At 71.3% G+C, this 20,308-nt stretch carries 16 protein-coding genes; 6 read left to right on the top strand and 10 right to left on the bottom strand.

The annotated features are described in order from the left end of the window. Positions 1 to 52 precede the first annotated feature (52 nt). On the top strand, positions 53 to 1,252 hold the full coding sequence (manA, locus tag ACIPYS_RS36005) for a mannose-6-phosphate isomerase, class I (RefSeq protein WP_400754230.1): 1,200 nt from the start codon (positions 53 to 55) through the stop codon (positions 1,250 to 1,252). A gap of 96 nt (positions 1,253 to 1,348) precedes the next feature. Here the strand turns inward: manA and ACIPYS_RS36000 are convergent, their stop codons facing one another. From ACIPYS_RS36000 to dnaB, 4 genes are all read right to left on the bottom strand, one after another. Next, positions 1,349 to 2,770 carry an acyltransferase family protein gene (locus tag ACIPYS_RS36000; protein ID WP_400754228.1) on the bottom strand — a complete coding sequence of 474 codons (1,422 nt, stop codon included), beginning with the start codon at positions 2,768 to 2,770 and terminating at the stop codon, positions 1,349 to 1,351. A 71-nt stretch (positions 2,771 to 2,841) separates the two neighbouring features. Next, positions 2,842 to 4,047 (bottom strand): acyltransferase family protein, encoded by a 1,206-nt coding sequence (locus ACIPYS_RS35995; protein WP_400754226.1) that lies wholly within the window; start codon positions 4,045 to 4,047, stop codon positions 2,842 to 2,844. Between the two features lie 186 nt (positions 4,048 to 4,233). Beyond that, positions 4,234 to 5,904 carry a PKD domain-containing protein gene (locus ACIPYS_RS35990; RefSeq protein ID WP_400754223.1) on the bottom strand — a complete coding sequence of 557 codons (1,671 nt, stop codon included), beginning with the start codon at positions 5,902 to 5,904 and terminating at the stop codon, positions 4,234 to 4,236. Between the two features lie 231 nt (positions 5,905 to 6,135). After that, entirely contained in the window at positions 6,136 to 7,626 is a 1,491-nt protein-coding gene (gene dnaB, locus ACIPYS_RS35985; protein WP_093864984.1) for a replicative DNA helicase, read from the bottom strand. A 596-nt stretch (positions 7,627 to 8,222) separates the two neighbouring features. Here dnaB and ACIPYS_RS35980 point away from each other — a divergent pair. After that, positions 8,223 to 9,548 carry an MATE family efflux transporter gene (locus tag ACIPYS_RS35980; RefSeq protein ID WP_093861191.1) on the top strand — a complete coding sequence of 442 codons (1,326 nt, stop codon included), beginning with the start codon at positions 8,223 to 8,225 and terminating at the stop codon, positions 9,546 to 9,548. 114 nt (positions 9,549 to 9,662) lie between these two features. Here ACIPYS_RS35980 and rplI read toward each other — a convergent pair whose 3' ends face one another. The 4 genes from rplI to rpsF form a co-directional block, all read right to left on the bottom strand. Continuing rightward, on the bottom strand, positions 9,663 to 10,109 hold the full coding sequence (gene rplI, locus ACIPYS_RS35975; protein WP_030392448.1) for a 50S ribosomal protein L9: 447 nt from the start codon (positions 10,107 to 10,109) through the stop codon (positions 9,663 to 9,665). A gap of 17 nt (positions 10,110 to 10,126) precedes the next feature. Then, positions 10,127 to 10,363 carry a 30S ribosomal protein S18 gene (gene rpsR / locus ACIPYS_RS35970; RefSeq protein WP_030304537.1) on the bottom strand — a complete coding sequence of 79 codons (237 nt, stop codon included), beginning with the start codon at positions 10,361 to 10,363 and terminating at the stop codon, positions 10,127 to 10,129. Positions 10,364 to 10,440: 77 nt separating this feature from the next. Continuing rightward, positions 10,441 to 11,055 carry a single-stranded DNA-binding protein gene (locus tag ACIPYS_RS35965; protein WP_030392447.1) on the bottom strand — a complete coding sequence of 205 codons (615 nt, stop codon included), beginning with the start codon at positions 11,053 to 11,055 and terminating at the stop codon, positions 10,441 to 10,443. Positions 11,056 to 11,150: 95 nt separating this feature from the next. After that, on the bottom strand, positions 11,151 to 11,441 hold the full coding sequence (rpsF, locus tag ACIPYS_RS35960; protein ID WP_030304539.1) for a 30S ribosomal protein S6: 291 nt from the start codon (positions 11,439 to 11,441) through the stop codon (positions 11,151 to 11,153). A gap of 299 nt (positions 11,442 to 11,740) precedes the next feature. Between rpsF and ACIPYS_RS35955 the strand changes: the two genes are divergently transcribed. The 3 genes from ACIPYS_RS35955 to ACIPYS_RS35945 all read left to right on the top strand — a co-directional run bounded on the left by ACIPYS_RS35955 (position 11,741) and on the right by ACIPYS_RS35945 (position 14,498). After that, positions 11,741 to 12,040, top strand: coding sequence for a hypothetical protein (locus tag ACIPYS_RS35955; protein ID WP_093861192.1), 300 nt, complete (start codon positions 11,741 to 11,743; stop codon positions 12,038 to 12,040). Between the two features lie 246 nt (positions 12,041 to 12,286). Further along, on the top strand, positions 12,287 to 13,405 hold the full coding sequence (locus ACIPYS_RS35950; RefSeq protein WP_093861193.1) for a peptidoglycan bridge formation glycyltransferase FemA/FemB family protein: 1,119 nt from the start codon (positions 12,287 to 12,289) through the stop codon (positions 13,403 to 13,405). Positions 13,406 to 13,463: 58 nt separating this feature from the next. After that, on the top strand, positions 13,464 to 14,498 hold the full coding sequence (locus ACIPYS_RS35945; protein WP_093861194.1) for an alanine racemase: 1,035 nt from the start codon (positions 13,464 to 13,466) through the stop codon (positions 14,496 to 14,498). 166 nt (positions 14,499 to 14,664) lie between these two features. Here ACIPYS_RS35945 and ACIPYS_RS35940 read toward each other — a convergent pair whose 3' ends face one another. Then, positions 14,665 to 16,203 (bottom strand): glycosyltransferase family 87 protein, encoded by a 1,539-nt coding sequence (locus ACIPYS_RS35940; RefSeq protein ID WP_093861195.1) that lies wholly within the window; start codon positions 16,201 to 16,203, stop codon positions 14,665 to 14,667. Positions 16,204 to 16,404: 201 nt separating this feature from the next. Next, complete coding sequence (locus ACIPYS_RS35935; protein ID WP_400754214.1) at positions 16,405 to 19,035, bottom strand: transglycosylase domain-containing protein; 2,631 nt, start codon at positions 19,033 to 19,035, stop codon at positions 16,405 to 16,407. A gap of 508 nt (positions 19,036 to 19,543) precedes the next feature. Here ACIPYS_RS35935 and ACIPYS_RS35930 point away from each other — a divergent pair. Continuing rightward, positions 19,544 to 20,242: a PadR family transcriptional regulator gene (locus tag ACIPYS_RS35930; protein WP_093861197.1), complete on the top strand. Its 699-nt coding sequence runs from the start codon at positions 19,544 to 19,546 to the stop codon at positions 20,240 to 20,242. Positions 20,243 to 20,308: the final 66 nt, after the last annotated feature.

The raw sequence follows: 20,308 nt of genomic DNA, 5'->3' as shown, positions 1-20,308 counted from the left end.
CCCGGCGGCGAGGCCCGCCCGCCCACCGCAGCAAAGGAGCAGGACCGCGCCCATGGACAAGCTCGTCAACACCGTCCGCCCGTACGCCTGGGGATCCGTCACCGCGCTCCCCGAGCTGCTCGGGCAGGAGCCGACCGGCGAACCGCAGGCCGAGCTCTGGATGGGCGCCCACCCCGGCGACCCCTCCCGGGCCGACCGGGGCGAGGGACCGCGCCGGCTGGACGAGCTGATCGCCGCGGATCCCGAGCGCGAGTTGGGGGCCGCCTCGGTGGCCCGGTTCGGGCCCACCCTGCCGTTCCTGCTCAAGGTCCTCACCCCGGGCATCCCGATCTCCATCCAGGCCCACCCCTCGCTCGACCAGGCCCGGGCCGGTTTCGCCGCCGAGAACGCCCTGGGGATCCCGCTGGACGCCCCGCACCGGAACTACCGGGACGCCAACCACAAGCCCGAACTCATCTGTGCCCTGGGCGACTTCGACGGGCTGTGCGGCTTCCGCCGGCCCGCCGACGCGGCCGCGCTGCTGACCGGTCTCGGTGTGCCCGCGCTGGAGCCGGTGATCGCCCCGCTCCGGACCGGGAGCGAGTCCGAGGCGCTCAGCGGCGCCCTGGCGGCCGCGCTGGGCCTGGAGGGCCCGGCCGCCGAGGCCGCGGTCCGGGACACCGCCGAGGCGGTCGGCAAGGCGGCGGCCGAGGACCCGGCCGGACCGTACGCGCCCTACGTCCGGATCGCCCGGGACTTCCCCGGCGACCGGGGGCTGATCGCCGGACTGCTGCTCAACCACGTCCTGCTGCGCGCCGGCGAGGCGCTCTACCTGGGCGCGGGCGTCCCGCACGCCTACCTGCACGGCGTCTGCGTCGAGCTCCAGGCCAACTCGGACAACGTGCTGCGGGCCGGCCTCACCCCCAAGCACATCGACGTGCCCGAGCTGCTCAGGGTGGTCGAGTTCGCCGCCACCGCGCCGGTCCCGCTGCTGCCGGTCACGGTGGACGGGATGCCGGGCGAGGAGCTGTACCCGGTGCCGATCGACGAGTTCCGGCTCTCCCGGTTCGTCCTCGACGGCCGGGAGCGGACGCTGTCCGGCGACGCGCCGCAGATCCTGCTGTGCACGGCGGGCGCGGCCCGGCTCTCCTCGGCCGACGGCGGCACGCTGGAGCTGGCCCGCGGCGAGTCCGCCTTCCTCCCGGCCACCGGCGCCGCGGTCCGGCTGGCCGGCACCGGCGCCACCGTGTTCCGGGCCACCGTCACGCTCTGAACGGATCCGCCCCGCTCCCGTGCCCCGGTGGGAACCGGAGAACGGGAACGGGGCGGGACTGAGCGGTGGCGGGCCGGAGCGGTGACGGGCCGGGCCTCAGCCCCCCGAGGCTCCCGCCTCCACGGGCACCCGGGCGCCGGCCGGCCCGGCCGGTGCCGGGACGGCGGCCGGACGCGCCGCTCCGTCCGCCGGACCGCCGGAGGGGCCGTCGGCCGGGCCGTCCGCCGGTCCTGCGGGGAACCTCCGCTCCAGCGCCTTCAGTGCCTTGCGCCCCAGCTTCTGGAACGGCAGCTCCACCAGCCGGTACAGCAGGTAGGCGGCGACCAGCGAGATCGCCAGGTACTCGACCGTCCAGAGCGTCTTGGCACCGGCGGTCTCCGGCATCGGGTTCGCCAGGTGCGGGCGGATGGTGTGCAGCAGCGGCACGTGCAGCAGGTACAGCGAGAAGCTGACCGAGCCGAGCCAGGTCAGCGGCTTCGGGAACCGCTTCTTGCGCAGCAGCATCGCCGCCAGGAAGGTGGCCCAGGCGCCGGTGAAGGACAGCGACCAGGCGACCCAGCCCGAGTTCCAGGTGTTCAGCTCGACACCGTTGCGGTTGTACATCCAGCCGATCGCGACCCCGGAGACCACCACGAACCCGCAGCACAGCCAGGCCTGGGCCCGGTCGATCTGGCCGTGCTCGGCGCGGTACAGCACGGTGCCGGCGAACATCGTGGCGAAGATCAGCAGGGTCTCGAAGACGGGGGCGCGGCTGTTGAGGAACAGCAGCACCAGCGCGAGTCCGGCCACCAGCAGGGCACCGATCCGGGCCAGCGCCGGGTTGCCGCTGAGCATGCAGAGGAAGCCCATCACCACGATCAGCACCGCCGCCAGCACCAGGTGCCGGGTCGCGTCCAGGGACTGGGCGAGCGTGGCGCTGGCGAGCGATCCGCCGAACACCAGGCCGATCGCGGCGAAGGTCACCGCGATGGTGCCGCTGCGCCGGTGCCAGCCGAGCGTGAACAGGCCGGTGACCAGGAAGTAGAAGACCATCTCGTAGGTGAGCGTCCAGGTCACACCCATGCCGTTGACGACGCTCAGCATGTCCTGGAGCATCGTCGCGTTCGCGGCCAGCGAGATCAGGTTGTGGCCGGTGCGGAAGAGCGCCACCGATCCGTCGCCGTCGGGCAGCATCAGGATCGACACGGTGAAGGCGGCGATCAGCGCCGGGTAGATCCGGAACAGCCGACCCACCCAGAACGCCCGGACGTCACCCCGGCGTTCCAGTGAGGCGGGGATGATGTAGCCGCTGACCAGGAAGAACAGCATCACGCCGTACAGTCCCAGGTCGAAGTGGTCCCAGACCGCCCCACCGAACGGCAGCAGCTCCAGGATGCCGAAGTGGTGCAGTGCCACGACCAGGGCCGCGATGCCGCGCAGAGCGTCCAGCCAGCCGAGGCGGGCACCGGCGGAGGCCGCCGCCGCTCCGCGGTCGGCCCTCCGGAATCGACCGGGGAGCTGCAGTCGTATGAGATTCACGGCATGGACAGTAGCCCATCCGTTCCGGACTCATCGTCCCCGGAGCACCGGGGTCCGGCCGCTCGGGCAGGTCAGGCCGACAGGGCGGCCGTCCGGGCCGGCTGCGGCTGCCCGGACGGCCCACCGAGGCCCTTCCGGGGCAGACCGATGTTCTTGAGCTTCAGCGCGGGCTTCTCCACCAGGTACCAGGACAGGACCGCGGCGGCCAGGGCCAGGACGACGGAGGCACCGGTGTAGACGGCGTACCCGTGCCGCTGCACGTGCCAGAGGGCGAGGCCCTGCTGGATCGGGAACGCGTAGATGTAGACGCCGTAGGAGAGGTCGGCCTTGCTGCCGACCCTCGTCAGCGGGCGGGGCATGAAGCAGGCGAGCCAGATCAGCAGGTAGGCGAGGGCCGGCAGCCCGACCAGGTAGAACCCGCCGTACCGGGCGCTCCCCACCAGGAGGGCGAACGCCAGCAGCGCCAGGATCCCGTTCATCCGCAGGCTCTTCTTGTAGAGCTCGGCCACCGCCCCGAGACCGAACAACAGGCCCAGCGGCAGGAGCTTGTCCGTGCCCACCGTACCGAGGAAGGGCAGTCGCCAGTTCTCGAACCCCGTCGGGATGTAGATGGGTGACCGCAGACCGGGACCGTCGATCGCGAGGTAGACCATGAAGCAGTACAGGGCGACGACCGTTCCGAGCACCACCCAACGCGCCCGGTGCAGGACGCCCAGCGCGGCGAGGGCCGCCACCGCCAGGTAGCAGAGCACCTCGTAGACGAGCGACCAGAGCGAACCGTTGAACCCGGCGTCGGCGTTGTGGGTCAGCAGTCCGGAGATCCCCGGCTGACCGGTGCCTATCGACCAGTTCGCCATGACGTACCGCCACGGGCCCTGGGGGTGCGTCCAGAAGCCGTCCAGCAGGTGTTCCCGACGGGCCACGAGCGGCGCGACGACGAAGGCCGTGACCAGCAGGCAGACCCACAGGCCCGGCATGATCCGGATGGCCCTGTTCCACAGGAAGCGGGCCGGGGTGAGCCGCAGGCCGCTCCGGGTGATCAGGAGACCGGAGAGCACGAAGAAGCCGGCCACCGCGAGACCACCCAGCTCCACCTGCCCGCCCGACCAGTGCGCCCCGATGCTTCCCCTGCGCACGCCCAGCGGCATGGCATGGGCGAAGATCACCGACAGGGCCAGCAGGAGCCGCAGCAGACCGAACCCGTTCTCCCGGCCCAGCGCTTCGGACAAGGGCCGGGTGCCGAGCACGGCGGACCGGAACCGCGATATTCGAGACATGTGGGGGCATTCCTACGGAGCGGTGGGCGGCGACGGTGGGGGCGGAGCCACGGCGAGGACAGTAGCCCATCCGCGGAACCCGCCCTCCCGGGGCCCACCCGGTCCGGTCCACCGGGGCGGAACGCGGGGAAGCGCCCGGGAGCGGCCTCGCGGGGCCGCTCCCGGGCGTTCGGTCGCCCGCCGGGGTCAGCGGTTCATGTAGAAGCCGAACATGTCGACGACCAGGTCGGTGTTGCCACCGCTGGCGTTCCAGAAGTCGATGAGGCCGTCCGTGCCGAACTTCACCTGGACCAGGTTCGGCACCGTGTCGCCGGCCTTCCAGTTCAGCGTGGAGGCGTTCGGCTTGGCAGGCCAGGCCCAGGTGCCGTTGCCGTACTGCTGCCTGGTGTTCGGGTCCGGGAAGACGGTCAGGTGGCCGTCGGCCCGGGTGTTGGTCACCGTGCTGTTGAGCACGAGGTCGGTGTACTCCGGGGCCCACCCGCTCAGACCCATGTAGGAGTACCCCGGGCCGGGGACCTCGCCGTCCGGCACGTCCCGGGTGTCCCTCAGCCGCAGCGGCGTGACCGGGACGTAGGCGCTCCCGCCGGCCCCGTAGTAGCCGACGACGTCCACGATCACGTCCGAGGAGCCCTGGGCACCGTTGAGCACCTGGATCCGGCCGGACGCGTCGACCGGGACGATCACCGCGTTGGCGATGGTCTGGCCGCGGCGGAAGTTGAGGTTGGACACGCTCGGCGCCTGGCGGTCACCGGGGTGGACGGTCAGGTGGCCGTCGCTCTGCGGGTCGGTCACCGTGACGTTGAGCGCCACCGCGCCGACCCCGGCGGGAATGCCCGCCCGACCCGCGACCTGGACCGGGAAGGAGGTCCATCCGGGCACCTGGCCCTGGTCGGTGCCCAGTCCCTCGCGGGTGTCGACCAACCGGGTCGGGCCGACCGAGGTGTAACCGCCGGCCTCCGAGTGGCTGAAGTAGCCCGCGACATCGGCGAGCAGGTCGACGGCGGCGGCGCCGCGGTTGAACAGGTTGACGTAGCCGTCGGCGCCGACCGGGACGATGGCCAGGTTGGGGACCGTCTGGCCCGCGGTGTAGTTGACGTTCGAGGTCTCCGGGCGGTCCTCCCCACTGGGGTAGGCGATGAGGTGGCCCGCGCCGCCGGCCGGGTCGACCACGGTGAGGTTGAGCGCCACCGCGGTCACCCCCTCCGGGATCCCGCCGTTGCCGGCGATCTTCACCCGGGTCTCGCCCCAGGGCTGGACCCGGGCCGCCGGGGCGCCGGTGCCGTCCCGGGTGTCGAGCAGCCGGGTCGGACCGTAGGGGGTGAACTCCGAGCCGCCGGTCGCCACGGTGACACTGTTGGTCGCGGTCTCGCCGTTGGCGTCCGAGACCGTGACCGTGACCGTGTACTGGCCGAGGCCGGCGTAGGTGTGGTCGAAGCTGCTCTCGCCGGTACCGGCCCCGCTGACGCGGTCCGAGGAGCCGTCGCCCCAGTCGACCACCACGTCGAGCGGCGCGATGTCGCTGTTGATCCAGGTGTCCACGTGGACGTCGTAGGCGCTGGTGGCGTAGACGGAAACGTCCAGGGCCAGGCTCTCGTTGGCGGTCGCGGCGGCGGCGCCCTGGGCCTTGGCGGCCTTGCCCGGCTGCCGCACCGAGGCCCCGGCGGGGCTACGCACAGTGCCGAAGGCGGCGGAGGCGATGTCGGCGAGCGACTTGGCCGGCTGCGCCGGCACGGCGCCCGCCGCCGGGTGGGCCGGAGCCCCCGAGGTACCGGTTCCGGCCGCGACGGCCAGGCCGGGACCGACGACCAGGCTCGTCGCCACGGCGGCGGCGACGATGATGTGACGGTGACTGGGCACCGTACCCCCCATGGGTGTTGTCGAACGACGCACCGAACAGGTGCTCGCGCAGGCTACTGAAGGACCGCGTACGGAGCAATGGTTTTCCGCCAGTCCCGGTCCCTGCGCGGGGGCGTACCGGACAGAACGGTCCGGACCGCCAGCGGGACCGCTCGCGGCGCGGTCCCGCACTCACTCGCAGTCACCAACGGGCGTGGTTCGCGGGGTCGGTCCGGTCAGGCGTCGGTCCGGTCAGTCGCGCGTCATGTCGACGAAGCGCGAGTAGTGGCCCTGGAAGGCCACGGTGATGGTGGCGGTCGGGCCGTTACGGTGCTTGGCGACGATGAGGTCGGCCTCGCCGGCGCGGGGGGACTCCTTCTCGTAGGCGTCCTCGCGGTGCAGCAGGATGACCATGTCCGCGTCCTGCTCGATCGAGCCGGACTCACGCAGGTCGGAGACCATCGGCCGCTTGTCGGTGCGCTGTTCGGGACCACGGTTCAGCTGGGACAGCGCGATCACCGGCACCTCCAGCTCCTTGGCCAGCAGCTTCAGGTTTCGCGACATGTCGGAGACCTCCTGCTGACGGTTCTCGGCCCGGCGGGAGCCGCCGGACTGCATCAGCTGGAGGTAGTCGATGACGACCAGTTTGATGTCGTTGCGCTGCTTGAGCCGGCGGCACTTGGCGCGGATCTCCATCATCGACAGGTTCGGCGAGTCGTCGATGAACAGCGGCGCCTCGCTGACGTCGGGCATCCGGCGGGCGACCCTGGTCCAGTCGTCGTCCGTCATCGAGCCGGAGCGCATGTGGTGCAGCGCCACCCGCGCCTCGGCGGAGAGCAGACGCATGGCGATCTCGTTGCGGCCCATTTCGAGCGAGAAGATCACGCTCGGCAGCTTGTGGTGGATCGAGCAGGCCCGGGCGAAGTCCAGTGCCAGGGTGGACTTTCCCATCGCGGGACGGGCCGCGATGACGATCATCTGGCCGGGGTGGAGTCCGTTGGTGAGCGCGTCGAAGTCGGCGAAGCCGGTCGGGACACCGGACATCTGGCCGTTGCGGGAGCCGATGGACTCGATCTCGTCGAGGGCGCCCTCCATGATGTCGGCGAGCGGGGCGTAGTCCTCGTTGGTGCGCTGCTCGGTGACGGCGTAGATCTCCGCCTGGGCCGCGTTGACGATCTCGTCGACGTCGCCCTCGGCGGCGTAGCCCATGCCCGCGATCCGGGTGCCCGCCTCGACCAGCCGGCGCAGCACCGCGCGCTCGTGCACGATCTGCGCGTAGTACTCGGCGTTGGCGGCGGTCGGGACGGAGTTGACCAGGGTGTGCAGGTAGCCGGGGCCGCCGACCCGCTGGAGCTCGCCGCGCTTGGTCAGCTCACCGGCGACGGTGATCGGGTCGGCCGGCTCGCCGCGCGCGTAGAGGTCGAGGATCGCGCCGTGCACCAGCTCGTGCGCGGGACGGTAGTAGTCCGCGGGCTTGAGCACCTCGACCACGTCGGCGATGGCGTCCTTGGACAGCAGCATGCCGCCGAGGACGGACTGCTCGGCCGCGAGGTCCTGCGGGGGGACCCGCTCGAAGCCCTCCAGGCCGCCCTCCCCGGAGCGCTCGTCCTCGCCGCCCTGGCGCCGCTGACCGTCCCGCTTGAAGCCGCCGCCCGAACCGCCGGAGCCGCCCTTGCCGCCCTTCTGGAAGCCGCCGCCCTGTCCCTTGCCCTGACCGTTGTCACGGGCGCGCGAGACCGGCAGCCGGTCGCCGGGACCGTCCGGGAAGGGGGCGTCGGCGAAGGCACCGACCGGGAAGGGGTCGTCGGCACCCTGCCAGTCGTCCTCCGGCGGGGGCGGGGCGTCGTGGTCGTCGTACTGGGGGCCGGTCACGCGTGTTCCCCGATCAGCGAGTGGTGCGAGTTGGAGCGGGCCTTGCCGGTGGCGGCCGGGAGGGAGCGGAACCCGACTCCCCGCCACCGCATTTCTACGCCACCGCACCGACAAATCGGACGCCGGGGCGGGTGGGAGTGTCGGCCGGAGGCCCCACGCTAAGGCGCCGGGAGCCATTCGGCCAAGGCGGTTATCCACAGGGGGTGTGGACGAGTGCCCGATGGCTGTGGAGAAGTACCGCAAACCTGTGGACACCCCTGTGGAAAGCCCTGTGGATAACCAGACCATCGATCCACCGTCAACCCGCTGACCTGGGAGTCCCTCCTCCAGGGCCTGTGCATGAGAAATTCTTCACACACAGTCGGGTGGCGGTGGACACAGACCCGGACGGCCCGGTCGCCCAGGCGTACGAGTAAGTACTCCAATCCCCTGGCAACACTTACCTGTGGATGAGTAGCCTGGACCCCATGACCCTCACCGCCGACCGCCGCCGCCACGACCGGGAGATCCTCGCCCTCGCCGTCCCCGCCTTCGGCGCCCTGGTCGCCGAGCCGCTCTTCCTGATGGCCGACTCCGCCATCGTGGGCCACCTCGGCACGGCCCAGCTGGCCGGTGTCGGCGTCGCCTCGGCCGCCCTCGCCACCGCGACCGGGGTGTTCGTCTTCCTCGCCTACGCCACCACCGCCGCGGTCGCCCGCCGGATCGGCGCCGGGGACCGCCGGGCCGCGATCCAGCAGGGCATCGACGGCATCTGGCTGGCCCTGGTGCTCTCCGCCGCCGTGGTCGCGCTGACCCTGCTGCTCGCCCCCTGGACGGCCGACGTCCTCGGCGCCTCGGCGACCGCCGCCCCCTACGCGGTGACCTATCTGCGGATCAGCGCCCTCGGCATCCCGGCCGTCCTCATGGTGATGGCCGCCACCGGCGTGCTGCGCGGCCTCCAGGACACCCGGACCCCGCTGTACGTGGCCGTCGCCGGGTTCGCCGCCAACCTCGGGCTGAACGCCGGTCTGGTCTACGGCGCCGGGCTGGGGGTGGCCGGCTCGGCCTGGGGCACGGTGATCGCCCAGACCGGTATGGCCGCCGTCTACGTGTTCGTGGTGGTGCGCGGTGCCCGCCGGGAACGGGCCTCGCTCCGGCCGGACGCCGCCGGGATACGCGCGAGCGCCCGGGCCGGCGGACCGCTGATGGTCCGCACCCTGAGCCTGCGCGCGATCCTGATGATCGCCACCGCGGTGGCCGCCGGGCTCGGCGACAAGGAGATCGCCGCACACCAGATCGCCATGACGGTGCTGCTGTTCATCGCCTTCGCGCTGGACTCCGTCGCGATCGCCGGCCAGGCGATCATCGGCCGCTACCTGGGCGCCTCGGACGTTCCCGGCACCCGGGCGGCCACCCGGCGGATGATCGAGTGGGGCGTCGGCGCCGGGACGGTGCTGGGCCTGCTGATCGTGGTCGCCCGGCCGCTCTACGTCCCGCTGTTCACCCCGGACCCGGCGGTGCAGCAGGAGCTGGACACCGTCCTGCTGCTGCTCGCGCTCTGCCAGCCGGTCTCCGGGCTGGTCTACGTCCTGGACGGGGTGCTGATGGGCGCGGGGGACGGCACGTTCCTGGCCTGGGCGATGCTCGCCACGCTCGTCGTGTTCGCCCCGGCCGCGCTCGCGGTGCCGGCCAGTGGCACCGGGCTGGCCGGGCTCTGGTGGGCGCTGAACCTCTACATGCTGGTCCGCGCGGGCTTCCTGGTCCTACGGGCCCGGGGCGGCAAGTGGCTGGTCACCGGCGCCGTCCGGAGCTGAGCCCCGACGCGCTGCGGGGGGGCGTACCGGGTCGGGAGCCCGGGAACGACCGAGGGCCGGCCTCCCCCGAGGGGGAGACCGGCCCTGCGGCCACTGCTACCGCGTTGTCGCTGATCAGGCGGCGACGACGGCGATGTCCAGGTTGGCCTGGACGTCCGAGTGCAGCTTGACCGAGACCTTGTGGGTGCCCACGGTCTTGATCGGCGAGGCGATCGCGACGGCGCGCTTGTCGACCGCCGGGCCGCCGGCGGCCTTGATGGCCTCGACGACGTCGGCCTGGGTCACCGAGCCGAACAGACGGCCGGCGTCGCCCGAGCGAACGGCCAGCTTGACCTGGACGCCCTCGAGCTTGCCCTTGACCTCGTTGGCGGCCTCGAGGGTCTGGATCTGGTGGATCTTGCGGGCGCGACGGATGGCGTCGACGTCCTTCTGGCCACCCTTGGTCCAGCGGATGGCGTAGCCACGCGGGACCAGGTAGTTGCGGGCGTAGCCGTCCTTGACCTCGACGACCTCGCCGGCGGAGCCGAGACCCGGCACCTCGTGAGTGAGGATGATCTTCATTGTTCGGTCACCCTCTCTTAGCGCGCGGTGCTGGTGTAGGGCAGCAGCGCCATCTCACGGCTGTTCTTCACGGCCGTGGCGACGTCACGCTGGTGCTGGGTGCAGTTGCCGGTGACCCGGCGGGCACGGATCTTGCCACGGTCGGAGATGAACTTCCGCAGCAGGTTCGTGTCCTTGTAGTCAACGTAGTTGACCTTGTCCTTGCAGAAGACGCAAACCTTCTTCTTCGGCTTGCGAGCAGGCGGCTTCGCCATTGTGTGCTCCATTGGGTTCACGACCGGGCCGGCGTCTCACGACGCCGGACCCCTGGCCGCACGAAATCTGTCAGCTCTTAGAACGGGGGCTCTTCCGAGAAGCCGCCACCGGACGGGGCGCCCCAGCTGCCGCCACCCTGGTTTCCACCGGAGGGAGCGCTGGACGCCCACGGGTCGTCGGAGGGGCCGGACTGGCCACCGGAGTTTCCACCCCAGCCGCCGCCCTGCTGGCCGCCACCGCCGCCCCAGTTGCCGCCGCCCTGGCCGCCGCCCTGAGGGCCGCCGCCGAAGCCGCCGCCACCGGGGGCGCCACCGGGACCACCGGACCGGTTGGCCCGGGTGACCTTCGCGGTCGCCGAGCGCAGGCTCGGACCGACCTCGTCGACCTCGACCTCGAAGACCGTCCGCTTCTCGCCTTCCTTGGTCTCGTAAGACCGCTGGCGCAGTCGGCCCTGCACGATGACGCGCATGCCGCGCTGCAGCGACTCGGCCACGTTCTCCGCCGGCTGCCGCCAGACGTTGCACGTGAGGAAGAGGCTCTCGCCGTCCTTCCACTCGTTCGTCTGGCGGTCGAAGGTGCGGGGGGTGGACGCGATGCGGAACTTCGCGACCGCCGCACCCGACGGGGTGAAGCGCAGCTCGGGGTCGTCGACGAGATTGCCGACGAGGGTGATGACGGTCTCGCCTGCCATGTGGTGATGACCTCTCGGGAAGATGTCCGTTCACCGCTGTTTCACGTGAAACAGCGGACGCGAGCTACCCGAGACCCGAAGGCCTCAGAGGTGGCTCAGTGGGTGTCCGGGCGCAGGACCTTGGTCCGCAGAACCGACTCGCTCAGGCCCATCTGGCGGTCGAGCTCCTTGACGACCTCAGGCGTGGCCTGGAGGTCGATGACCGAGTAGATGCCCTCGGACTGCTTGTTGATCTCGTAGGCCAGACGGCGGCGACCCCAGGTGTCGACCTTCTCGACCTTGCCGCCCGCGTTGCGGACGACAGCCAGGAAGCTCTCGATCAGGGGGGAAACGGCGCGCTCCTCGACCGAGGGGTCGAGGATGACCATCACCTCGTAGTGACGCATGAGTAACCCACCTCCTTTGGACTCAACGGCCACGGTCTCTCCGTGGCAGGAGGGTTGTGCAGCGTCGACACCGGTGCAGTGCCGACTTCGGCCACCGTAGCGGCCGGGTCGGACAGCCCGTCCCCGTTCACCCGAAAGAGGGCAGCGGAGGGCACAACTACACCAGTGCAGACGACCCACCCTACCCGCACCCGGACGGACGAACAAAACGCATAGGGGTTGTGAGACCGACCCAACCGCCGCAATCTGGACGGAACGGGTTTCCTGCTCGTTCGTCTCCACGCCAGGAGGTGGGACACATGGCCCAGACCGTCCACCGCATGCCCGCCCTCACCCTGAACACCGACGGCCACCCTCACCCGCGCGAGAACACCCTGGTCGGCGTCACCGCCGTCCTGGGCGTGATCGCCTTCACCACCTCGTTCTTCCACAACCTGCATCTGCTGACCTCGTGGACCGGCCTGTTCGGGATCATCACCGGCCTGCTCGGGATGTACATCTCGGTGACCACGGCCGAGCGCTTCGTCCTGATGGTCACGCTCGGCGCCTCGGCGATCGGCTTCTACCTCGGCATCGCCCGCGGCGGGCTGTGGGGCTAGCTCCCACAGCGCGCGAGGAACCCCCGGCGCCCCCGCGGCGTATCTGTCTTCGACGGACCGGTACGCCGCGGGGGCGTCGCCGTGCCCGCGGCGGACGACCCGCGACAGCCGGGCTCCACCGCGGGCGGGACCCGCGGCCGACGGAACCCGCGGCCGACCGGACCCGTGGCCGACCGGACCCCGGACGATAGGGTCAGCCCGAGAACACGGGGCCCACCGCAGCCCGACCGACGAGGAGCACCGAGCATGAGCCTGCGCCTGAGGACGATCACCCGCGAGGAGCACCTCGCCTTCATCAGGAGCCGCGCCTCGGCCAGCCACATGCAGGTTCCGTCCTGGGGCGACGTGAAGGCCGAGTGGCGCACCGAGTCGATCGGCTGGTTCGACCAGAACAACCAGCTCGTCGGCGCCGGCCTGGTGCTCTACCGCCAGCTCCCCAAGGTCAAGCGCTACCTCGCCTACCTGCCCGAGGGCCCGGTGATCGACTGGTTCGACCGGGACCTCGACCGCTGGCTGCAGCCGATGCTCGCCCACCTGAAGTCCCAGGGCGCCTTCTCGGTGAAGATGGGCCCGCCGGTGGTCATCCGCCGCTGGAACGCCCCGACCATCAAGGAGGCCATCGCCGGCAAGGAGGCGAAGCGCCTGCGCGACATCGAGGCCGACTGGTACGAGCCGCGCGCCTTCGAGGTCGCCGACCGGCTGCGCAAGGCCGGCTGGCTCCAGGGCGAGGACGGCGGCGCCGGCTTCGGCGACGTCCAGCCCCGCTACGTCTTCCAGGTGCCGCTGGCCAACCGCTCGCTGGACGACATCCAGAAGGGCTTCAACCAGCTCTGGCGCCGCAACATCAAGAAGGCCGAGAAGAGCGGCGTCGAGGTGGTCCAGGGCGGCTACGACGAGCTGCCGATCTTCCACCAGCTCTACCTGGTGACCGCCGAGCGCGACAGGTTCACCCCGCGCCCGCTGTCGTACTTCCAGCGCATGTGGAACGCCCTCACCGCCGAGGACCCGAACCGGATGCGCCTGTACATCGCCTACCACGAGGGCGAGCCGCTGGCGGCGACCACGATGCTGGTCGTCGGCGAGCACGTCTGGTACTCCTACGGCGCCTCGGCCAACCACAAGCGCGAGGTCAAGCCGTCCAACGCGATCCAGTGGCGGATGATGCGCGACTCCTACGCGCTGGGCGGCGGTGTGTACGACCTCCGCGGCATCTCCGACACCCTGGACGAGAACGACCACCTGTTCGGCCTGATCCAGTTCAAGGTCGGCACCGGCGGCCAGGCCGCCGAGTACCTCGGCGAGTGGGACTTCCCGCTCAACAAGCTGCTGCACAAGGCCCTCGACCTCTACATGTCGCGCCGCTGAGCAGCACCCCGCCGAGCCCCCGAGCCGCCGTGCCCAACACCCCCTGGGAGATGACCCGATGACGCTGTCGCTCTATCTCGACACCGAACGCTGGCGTACCCACCAGCGCTCCGTCCTGGCCGAGTTCCCCGGCCTGGTGCCGGTGGCGAAGGGCAACGGCTACGGACTGGGCAACCACCGCCTGGCCGAGGAGGCGACCCTCCTCGGCACCGGCGTACTGGCCGTCGGCACCGCCTACGAGGCCGCCGACGCGGCCGACTGGTACGGCGGCGAGCTGCTGGTCCTCACCCCCTACCGGGTGGGCGAGGAGGCGCTCCCGCTGCCGCACGCCCGGGTGATCCGGACGGTGGCGAGCGTGGAGGGCCTGCGGGCGCTGCACGGCGCCCGGGTCGTGCTGGAGTGCATGACCACCATGCGTCGGCACGGCGTCTCGGCCGCCGACCTCCCGGCGGTCGCCGCCGAGCTGGAGGGCGTCGCCTTCGAGGGCCTGGCGCTGCACCTGCCGATGGACCGGCCGGACGGCTCCAGCCCCGTCGAGGAGGTCGCGTACTGGGTGGAGACCGCCCGGGCCGCCGGCCTCCCGGTGCACACCGTCTTCGTCAGCCACCTCGGCGCGGCGGGCATGGAGCAGCTGACCCAGCGCTTCCCCGGCACCGTCTTCCGGGCCCGGATCGGCACCCGGCTCTGGCTGGGCGACCACGGCGCGCTGGAGGTCAGGGCCACCGTGCTGGACGTGACCCCGGTCAAGAAGGGCGACCGGTACGGCTACCGCCAGCACCCGGCGCCGGCCGACGGCCACCTGCTGGTGGTCGCCGGCGGCACCGCGCACGGCATCGGGCTGGAGGCGCCCAAGTACGTCCAGGGCATGTCCTCGCGGGCCAAGGGCATCGCCCGGGCCGGTCTGGCCACCGTCAACAAGACCAAGTCGCCGTACCACTGGGCGGGCAAGCAGCTCTGGTTCGCCGAGCCGCCGCACATGCAGGTGTCGCTGCTGCTCCTGGACGGCGAGAGCGAGCCGCCGGCGATCGGCGACGAGCTGGGCCTCCAGGTCCGGCACACCACCACGCACTTCGACCGCGTGGTCGACCGCTGAGAAGCGCTGAGAAGCGCTGAGACGCGCTGAGACGCGCTGAGACGCGCTGAGAACCGCAGGTCGACCACGGATCGGCCGCGTGGCCGACCGCCGATCGACCGCCGATCGACCGCCGATCGACCGCTGATCGACCGCCGAGGGCCGGCCCCCGCGGGGGCCGGCCCGGTCAGACCTTCTCGGCCGGTTCCGCGGCGGGCGGCTCCTCCAGCCACGCCTCGGGGCCGGCCGGCGCGTACCCGGCGTAGCTCTCCTCCTCGCGCAGCCGGCGGGCACTGCCGAGCACGAACACGTCCGGGGCTCCGTCGAGCACCCCGCCGGACGGGTCGTCGCTGCCGTCCCAGCGGACCGGGTCGCGGTCCGGCAGCAGGATGTCCCGGACCACCAGGCCCACCAGGTAGAGCGTGCCCAGCAGGTGCAGCACGATCGCGAAGTGGTACCAGGACTCGCCGATCCCGTGCTGCTTGGCACCGGTGACGAAGCCCAGGTGGGACCAGATGCCCAGGGTGTAGAGCACCTCGCAGGCCTGCCAGATCAGGATGTCCCGCCAGCGCGGCCGGGCCAGCACCGCCAGCGGCAGCAGCCAGAGCACGTACTGCGGCGAGTACACCTTGTTGAGGAGCACGAACGCGGCCACCACCAGGAAGGCCAGCTGGACCACCCTCGGCCGGCGGGGCGCCGCGAGCCCGAGCCACGCTATCCCCGCGCAGCTCAGCAGCATCAGGACGGCGATGAAGGTGTCGAGGTTGGCCAGTCCGACGCCGCGGTTCTGCATCAGGATCAGCCAGAGCGAGCCGTAGTCCTCGGTGCGGTGCTTGCTGAAGACGTAGAAGGTCGACCAGCCCTGCCAGTTCGCCATCATGATCGGCAGATTGACCAGCAGCCAGGCGCCGACCGCGCCGCCGAGCAGGGCCCGCAGGTCGCGGCCGCGCCCGGCCCGCCAGCAGAGCACCACCAGGGGGCCGAGCAGCAGCAGCGGGTAGAGCTTGGCCGCGGTGGCGAGCCCGATGAACACGCCGGCCCAGAGCGGTCGCGAGCCGGACCACCAGGCGAGCGCGACGGCGGCCAGCGCCACGGCCAGCAGGTCCCAGTTCACGGTGGCGTTGAGCAGCAGCACCGGCGCCAGGGCGAACATCAGCGCGTCCCAGGGGCGGCGCCGGTGGGTGCGGGAGAGCGCGACCACGGCGACCACCGCGCAGGCCATCAGCAGGCCGGCGTTGATGGTCCAGAACCAGCGCTCCTGGTCCTGGAGGGCGCCGCCGCCGGGCGTCAGCCAGGCCGCGACCTGCATGAACAGGCCGGTCAGCACCGGGTACTCGAGGAACTGCAGGTCCCCGGAGGTGCCCGGGATCCGGTCCACGTAGGGGTGCAGTCCGGCCGCGAATCCGCGCCCGGAGAACAGGTGCGGGATGTCGCTGTAGCAGGCGTGCACGTACTGCGGCGAGCCGGGCTGGAACCAGGCGGCGTTGTAGCAGGGCAGCTTCTGCGCCATGCCCAGCACCGAGACCACGATCACCACCAGCGCCAGGAAGCGGGCCGGGATCCACCAGGAGACGCCGAGCAGGGCGCGCCGCCCGGGCGGGCCGCCGATCACCTCACTGCCGGCGGCCGCAACCGGGTCCTCGTCCGCCGGCACCACCACGGTGTTGGCCTGTGGACCGGGCGCCGGCGCGACCCGGTCCTCTTCCGCACGAGTGCTGGACGTCATGGCGGACATCCTGCCGCACCCCGCCCGCCCGTACGAGGAGGCCCCTGCCCCTTTTCCCGGGGCCGCGACGGCCGGGGCGGCCCCGGAACGGCCCCGGGACGGCGGCTCGGGGCCCGGCTACCGGCACGAATCGCTCCGAATACGGCGAAACGGCGGTGGGAGGCTCCGAGGAGCTCCCACCGCCGTCACGGTCACCCGGTACTACGGCGCCACCGCGCTGCCGCCGCCCGGCGAGGGCGAGGTGGACGGCTTGGGCGGCTTGCTGGTCGGGCCGCCGGTCGCGCCGCCCGCCCCGCCGCCCGGGTCCGGGGTCGGGGTGGTCGGCTGGGTCGGCGTGGTGCAGCCGATCGGACCGAGCAGGCAGCTCGGCGAGGGCGTGGTGCCGCCGCCGCCGTTGGCACCGCCACCGTTGGCACCACCGCCGTTGGCACCGCCACCGGTGGTCCCGCCGCCGTTGGCACCGCCGCCATTTGCACCGCCACCGGTCGTGCCGCCGTTGGCACCGCCGCCCGGGTTCGGGTTGGTCTTGGTCGGACCGGGCTGGGTGGGCACCGTGCCCGGGCAGTCGACGCCCGGGACGCAGGCCGGCCCCTGGGTGACCGGCGGCTGGGTCGGCTGCCCGGCGTTCGGGTCGACCGGGGGAGCGGTCACGGTCTCGGTGGTGGTCGGGGTCGGCGCGGCGCTCGCCGTGCTCGGCGCGCCCGAGGAGTCGACCTGCGAGCCGACCGGCTGCGGGGTCGGGAAGTTCAGCTTCTTCTCGTTGGCCAGCGCGACCTTCATGTACCGGGTGAAGACGTCCGCGGGGACGTCACCACCGTGCACCGAGTCCTTGCCGCCGGTGCCGTTCAGCGAGAGCCGCTCGTGCACGGTCGGGTCCTCGCGCCACATCGCCACGCTGGTGGCCAGCTGCGGGGTGTAGCCGACCCACCAGGCCGACTTGTTCTCGTCGGTGGTACCGGTCTTGCCGGCCACCGGACGGCCGAGGGCGTTGGTCTTGGTACCGGTACCCTTCTGCGCCACGTTCACCAGCACGTCGGTGATGTTGTCGGCGACGGCCGGCTCCAGTGCCTGCTTGGTCTCGTGCTTGCCGAAGCCGGCCCGCTCCTTGCCGTCCACCAGGACCTTGGTGACCGAGTAGGGCTCGGCCTGCTTGCCGCTGGCGGCGAAGGTGGCGTAGGCGTCCGCCATCCGGATCGGGCTGATGGTGGAGACGCCGAGCGGGAAGGTCGCCGTCTTCGCCTCCTTCTCGATGCTCTCCTTGCGGATGCCCAGCGCCTCGGCGGTCTGCATCACGGCCGCGCCGCCGACGTCCTGGTTCAGCTGCACGAACGGCACGTTGTAGGAGTACTGCATGGCCATCCGCAGCGAGACGTAGCCGCGCTTGCCCTTCTCCTCGTTCTTCTGCCGGTACGGCTTGCCGTCGTCACCGAGCAGCAGCGAGCCGTCCGGCTTGCGGATCTCCGAGAGGTCGTCGGACAGGTAGCGGCTGTCGGCGTTGATCCGCTTGGGCTTGCCCTTGTCGTCGGTCGCGGTCAGCACGCCGGTCTGCATGGCGGTGGCCAGGACGAAGGGCTTGAAGGTCGAGCCGACCTGGACGCCCTGGGCGTCGGCGTTGTTGCCGAAGTTCCCGTTCTCGACCCCCTCACCGCCGTAGATGGCGACGATCGCGCCGTCACCGGGGACGATGCTGGAGGCGCCGAACTGGACGAAGTTGTCGTTGTTCGGGCGCTTCTGGACGTTGAGGGTCTCCGCCTTGACGTCGTCCACGGCCTTCTTCAGGGCGTCGACCTTGTCCTTCTGGAAGGTCGTGTAGATCTTGAAGCCGCCCTTGTCGATCGCCCGCTGGTCGATCGTCGGGTCCTTGGCCATGACGAACTTGTTGGCGGTCTCGACCATGTAGCTGATCTGACCGTTCATATTCGCCGACGGGACCTGCTTGATCGGGGTGGGGAAGGCGGTGCACTTCGCCCGCTCCTCGGCGGTGGTGTTCTTGGTCTCCACCATCCGGTCGAGGATCCACTTCCAGCGTTCCTCGGCGCGGGCCTGGTTGGCCTTGATGGTCGGGTCGTAGTACGACGCGCCCTTGAGCAGGCCGGCCAGCATGGCGCTCTGGCACAGGTCGAGGTCCTTGGCGTTGACGCCGTAGTACGCCTGGGCGGCGGCCTGGGCGCCGGTGGCGCCGCGGCCGAACCAGCTGGTGTTGAGGTAGCCCTTGAGGATGTCGGGCTTCTCGTACTCCTGGTTGACCTTCAGGGTGATGAAGAACTCCTTCATCTTGCGGCTGAGGGTCTGCTCCTGGGTCAGGTAGGCGTTCTTGACGTACTGCTGGGTGATGGTCGAGGCGCCCTGGGTCTGGCCGCCCTTGGCCATGTTGACCACCGCGCGCAGCATGCCCTTGGGGTCGATGCCGCTGTCCGTGCGGAAGGTCTCGTTCTCCGCCGCGATGACCGCGTTCTGGAGATTGGGCGAGATGTCGGCCAGCTCGACGATCTGCCGGTTGGTCTCGCCCTTGCGGACCATCTCGGTGCCGTCGGCCCAGAAGTAGATGTTGTTCTGATCGTTCACCAGGGCGTTCAGCGGCGGGATCTTCGTGCTCTGGTAGACGTAGAAGACCGCCCCCACGCAGACCGCGGCGAAGAGCAGCACGGCGCTCAGCCACTGCCGCCAGGAGGGCAGCCAGCGGCGGACGCCCTGCTTGCCGAAGCGCGGGTAATCGATGAACCGCTTCTTGCCGGGGGCGCCGCCCCGGCCGGCGGCCGCGGCACCGGCGGCCGTCTCGGCACCGCGCCGGCCGCCCTTCTGGGCCGCCTTCCGCATTTCGGCACGGGTCATCCGGGGCTGCTGGGCGGTGTCCCGCGCTCCCGGCGGGCGCCGTCGGCCCAGACCCTCCGAGCCAAGCTCGTCGCGCCCGGCTCCTTCCGACCGCCCGTTGCCGTCGCCCGGCGGGCGACCGTCGCCGCCGGGCGACCTGCGCCGTCGTTCGCTCATTTTCCAGCTACTCCTCGCCAGGCCGGTCGAGCCTGAAGGCAGGGTCCACGTCCGATGCCCGTAACCGCCCTAACCCCGGAGGTGGTCCTCGTGCACACGCGACAGCGTACGCAGCTCCGAATCCGAACTAATCGGGCATCAATCGCCAATAACCGCAAAACGGCAACAGATCATTACATGCCCGTTGCCAACCGCACCCGCGCGTCGTCTTGTGATCACATTCACGCGCGTCCCCCTTGCCCGTTCGCGGACCCAGGCTTACTGTTCTCGATATATCGAGCCGATACATCGGAACGGCATAACGCCGGTCGAGGCGGATCGCGGACCGACCGGAGAGGGGAGGACGAAGGCAGTGGGCAGACGCTCAGGAGTGCTGGAGTTCGCCGTTCTCGGACTGCTCCACGACGCCCCGATGCACGGCTACGAGCTGCGCAAGAGGCTCAACGTCCTGCTCGGCTCGTTCCGCGCCTTCTCGTACGGGACGCTCTACCCCTGTCTGAAGAGCCTGGTGGCCCAGGGTTTCCTGGTCGAGGACAACCCGGACGTCGAGTACGTGCCGGCCACCGCGCTCAACGGCAAGCGGTCCAAGATCGTCTACCGGCTGTCCGCCGAGGGCAAGCAGCGTTTCGAGGAGCTGCTCGCCGACGCCGGTCCGGACGCCTGGGAGGACGAGCACTTCGGAGTGCACTTCGCCTTCTTCGGTCAGACCGACCGGGCCGTGCGGATGCGCGTCCTGGAGGGCCGCCGCAGCCGGCTCGAGGAGCGCCTGGAGCGGATGCGCAACTCGCTGGCCCGGGCCCGCGAGCGGTTCGACGACTACACGGTCGAACTGCAGCGGCACGGACTGGAGTCGGTGGAGCGCGAGGTCCGCTGGCTGAACGAGCTGATCGAGACCGAGCGGGCCAACCGCTCCGGCCGGGCCGGGGCGCCCGGCGGCGGGACCGGCTCCGCAGTACCCCAGACTTCGGACGGCCGAGGCCAGGAGGACGGGTCCGTCGACCCGCCCGGGCCACCGCACGACCGCCCGGGGCGTTCCGCCCAGGAGCGCTGAGACCGCGTCAGCCCTGTGCCGCGCGGCAGGAGTGGGCGCGTCATGCGCCCGTTTGCAGTCATCGAA

The organism is Kitasatospora sp. NPDC089913 (assembly GCF_044748625.1).
Taxonomy (GTDB): domain Bacteria; phylum Actinomycetota; class Actinomycetes; order Streptomycetales; family Streptomycetaceae; genus Kitasatospora.
The sequence above is the reverse complement of the archived record's forward strand: the minus strand, read 5'-3'. Positions and strand labels throughout refer to the sequence as shown.

Coding starts and splice junctions, on each gene's coding strand:
- manA (WP_400754230.1), top strand. CDS start 53: ATGGACAAGCTCGTCAACACCGTCCGCCCGTACGCCTGGGGATCCGTC.
- ACIPYS_RS35995 (WP_400754226.1), bottom strand. CDS start 4,047: ATGTCTCGAATATCGCGGTTCCGGTCCGCCGTGCTCGGCACCCGGCCC.
- ACIPYS_RS35980 (WP_093861191.1), top strand. CDS start 8,223: ATGACCCTCACCGCCGACCGCCGCCGCCACGACCGGGAGATCCTCGCC.
- rplI (WP_030392448.1), bottom strand. CDS start 10,109: ATGAAGATCATCCTCACTCACGAGGTGCCGGGTCTCGGCTCCGCCGGC.
- rpsR (WP_030304537.1), bottom strand. CDS start 10,363: ATGGCGAAGCCGCCTGCTCGCAAGCCGAAGAAGAAGGTTTGCGTCTTC.
- ACIPYS_RS35965 (WP_030392447.1), bottom strand. CDS start 11,055: ATGGCAGGCGAGACCGTCATCACCCTCGTCGGCAATCTCGTCGACGAC.
- rpsF (WP_030304539.1), bottom strand. CDS start 11,441: ATGCGTCACTACGAGGTGATGGTCATCCTCGACCCCTCGGTCGAGGAG.
- ACIPYS_RS35955 (WP_093861192.1), top strand. CDS start 11,741: ATGGCCCAGACCGTCCACCGCATGCCCGCCCTCACCCTGAACACCGAC.
- ACIPYS_RS35950 (WP_093861193.1), top strand. CDS start 12,287: ATGAGCCTGCGCCTGAGGACGATCACCCGCGAGGAGCACCTCGCCTTC.
- ACIPYS_RS35945 (WP_093861194.1), top strand. CDS start 13,464: ATGACGCTGTCGCTCTATCTCGACACCGAACGCTGGCGTACCCACCAG.
- ACIPYS_RS35940 (WP_093861195.1), bottom strand. CDS start 16,203: ATGACGTCCAGCACTCGTGCGGAAGAGGACCGGGTCGCGCCGGCGCCC.
- ACIPYS_RS35935 (WP_400754214.1), bottom strand. CDS start 19,035: ATGACCCGTGCCGAAATGCGGAAGGCGGCCCAGAAGGGCGGCCGGCGC.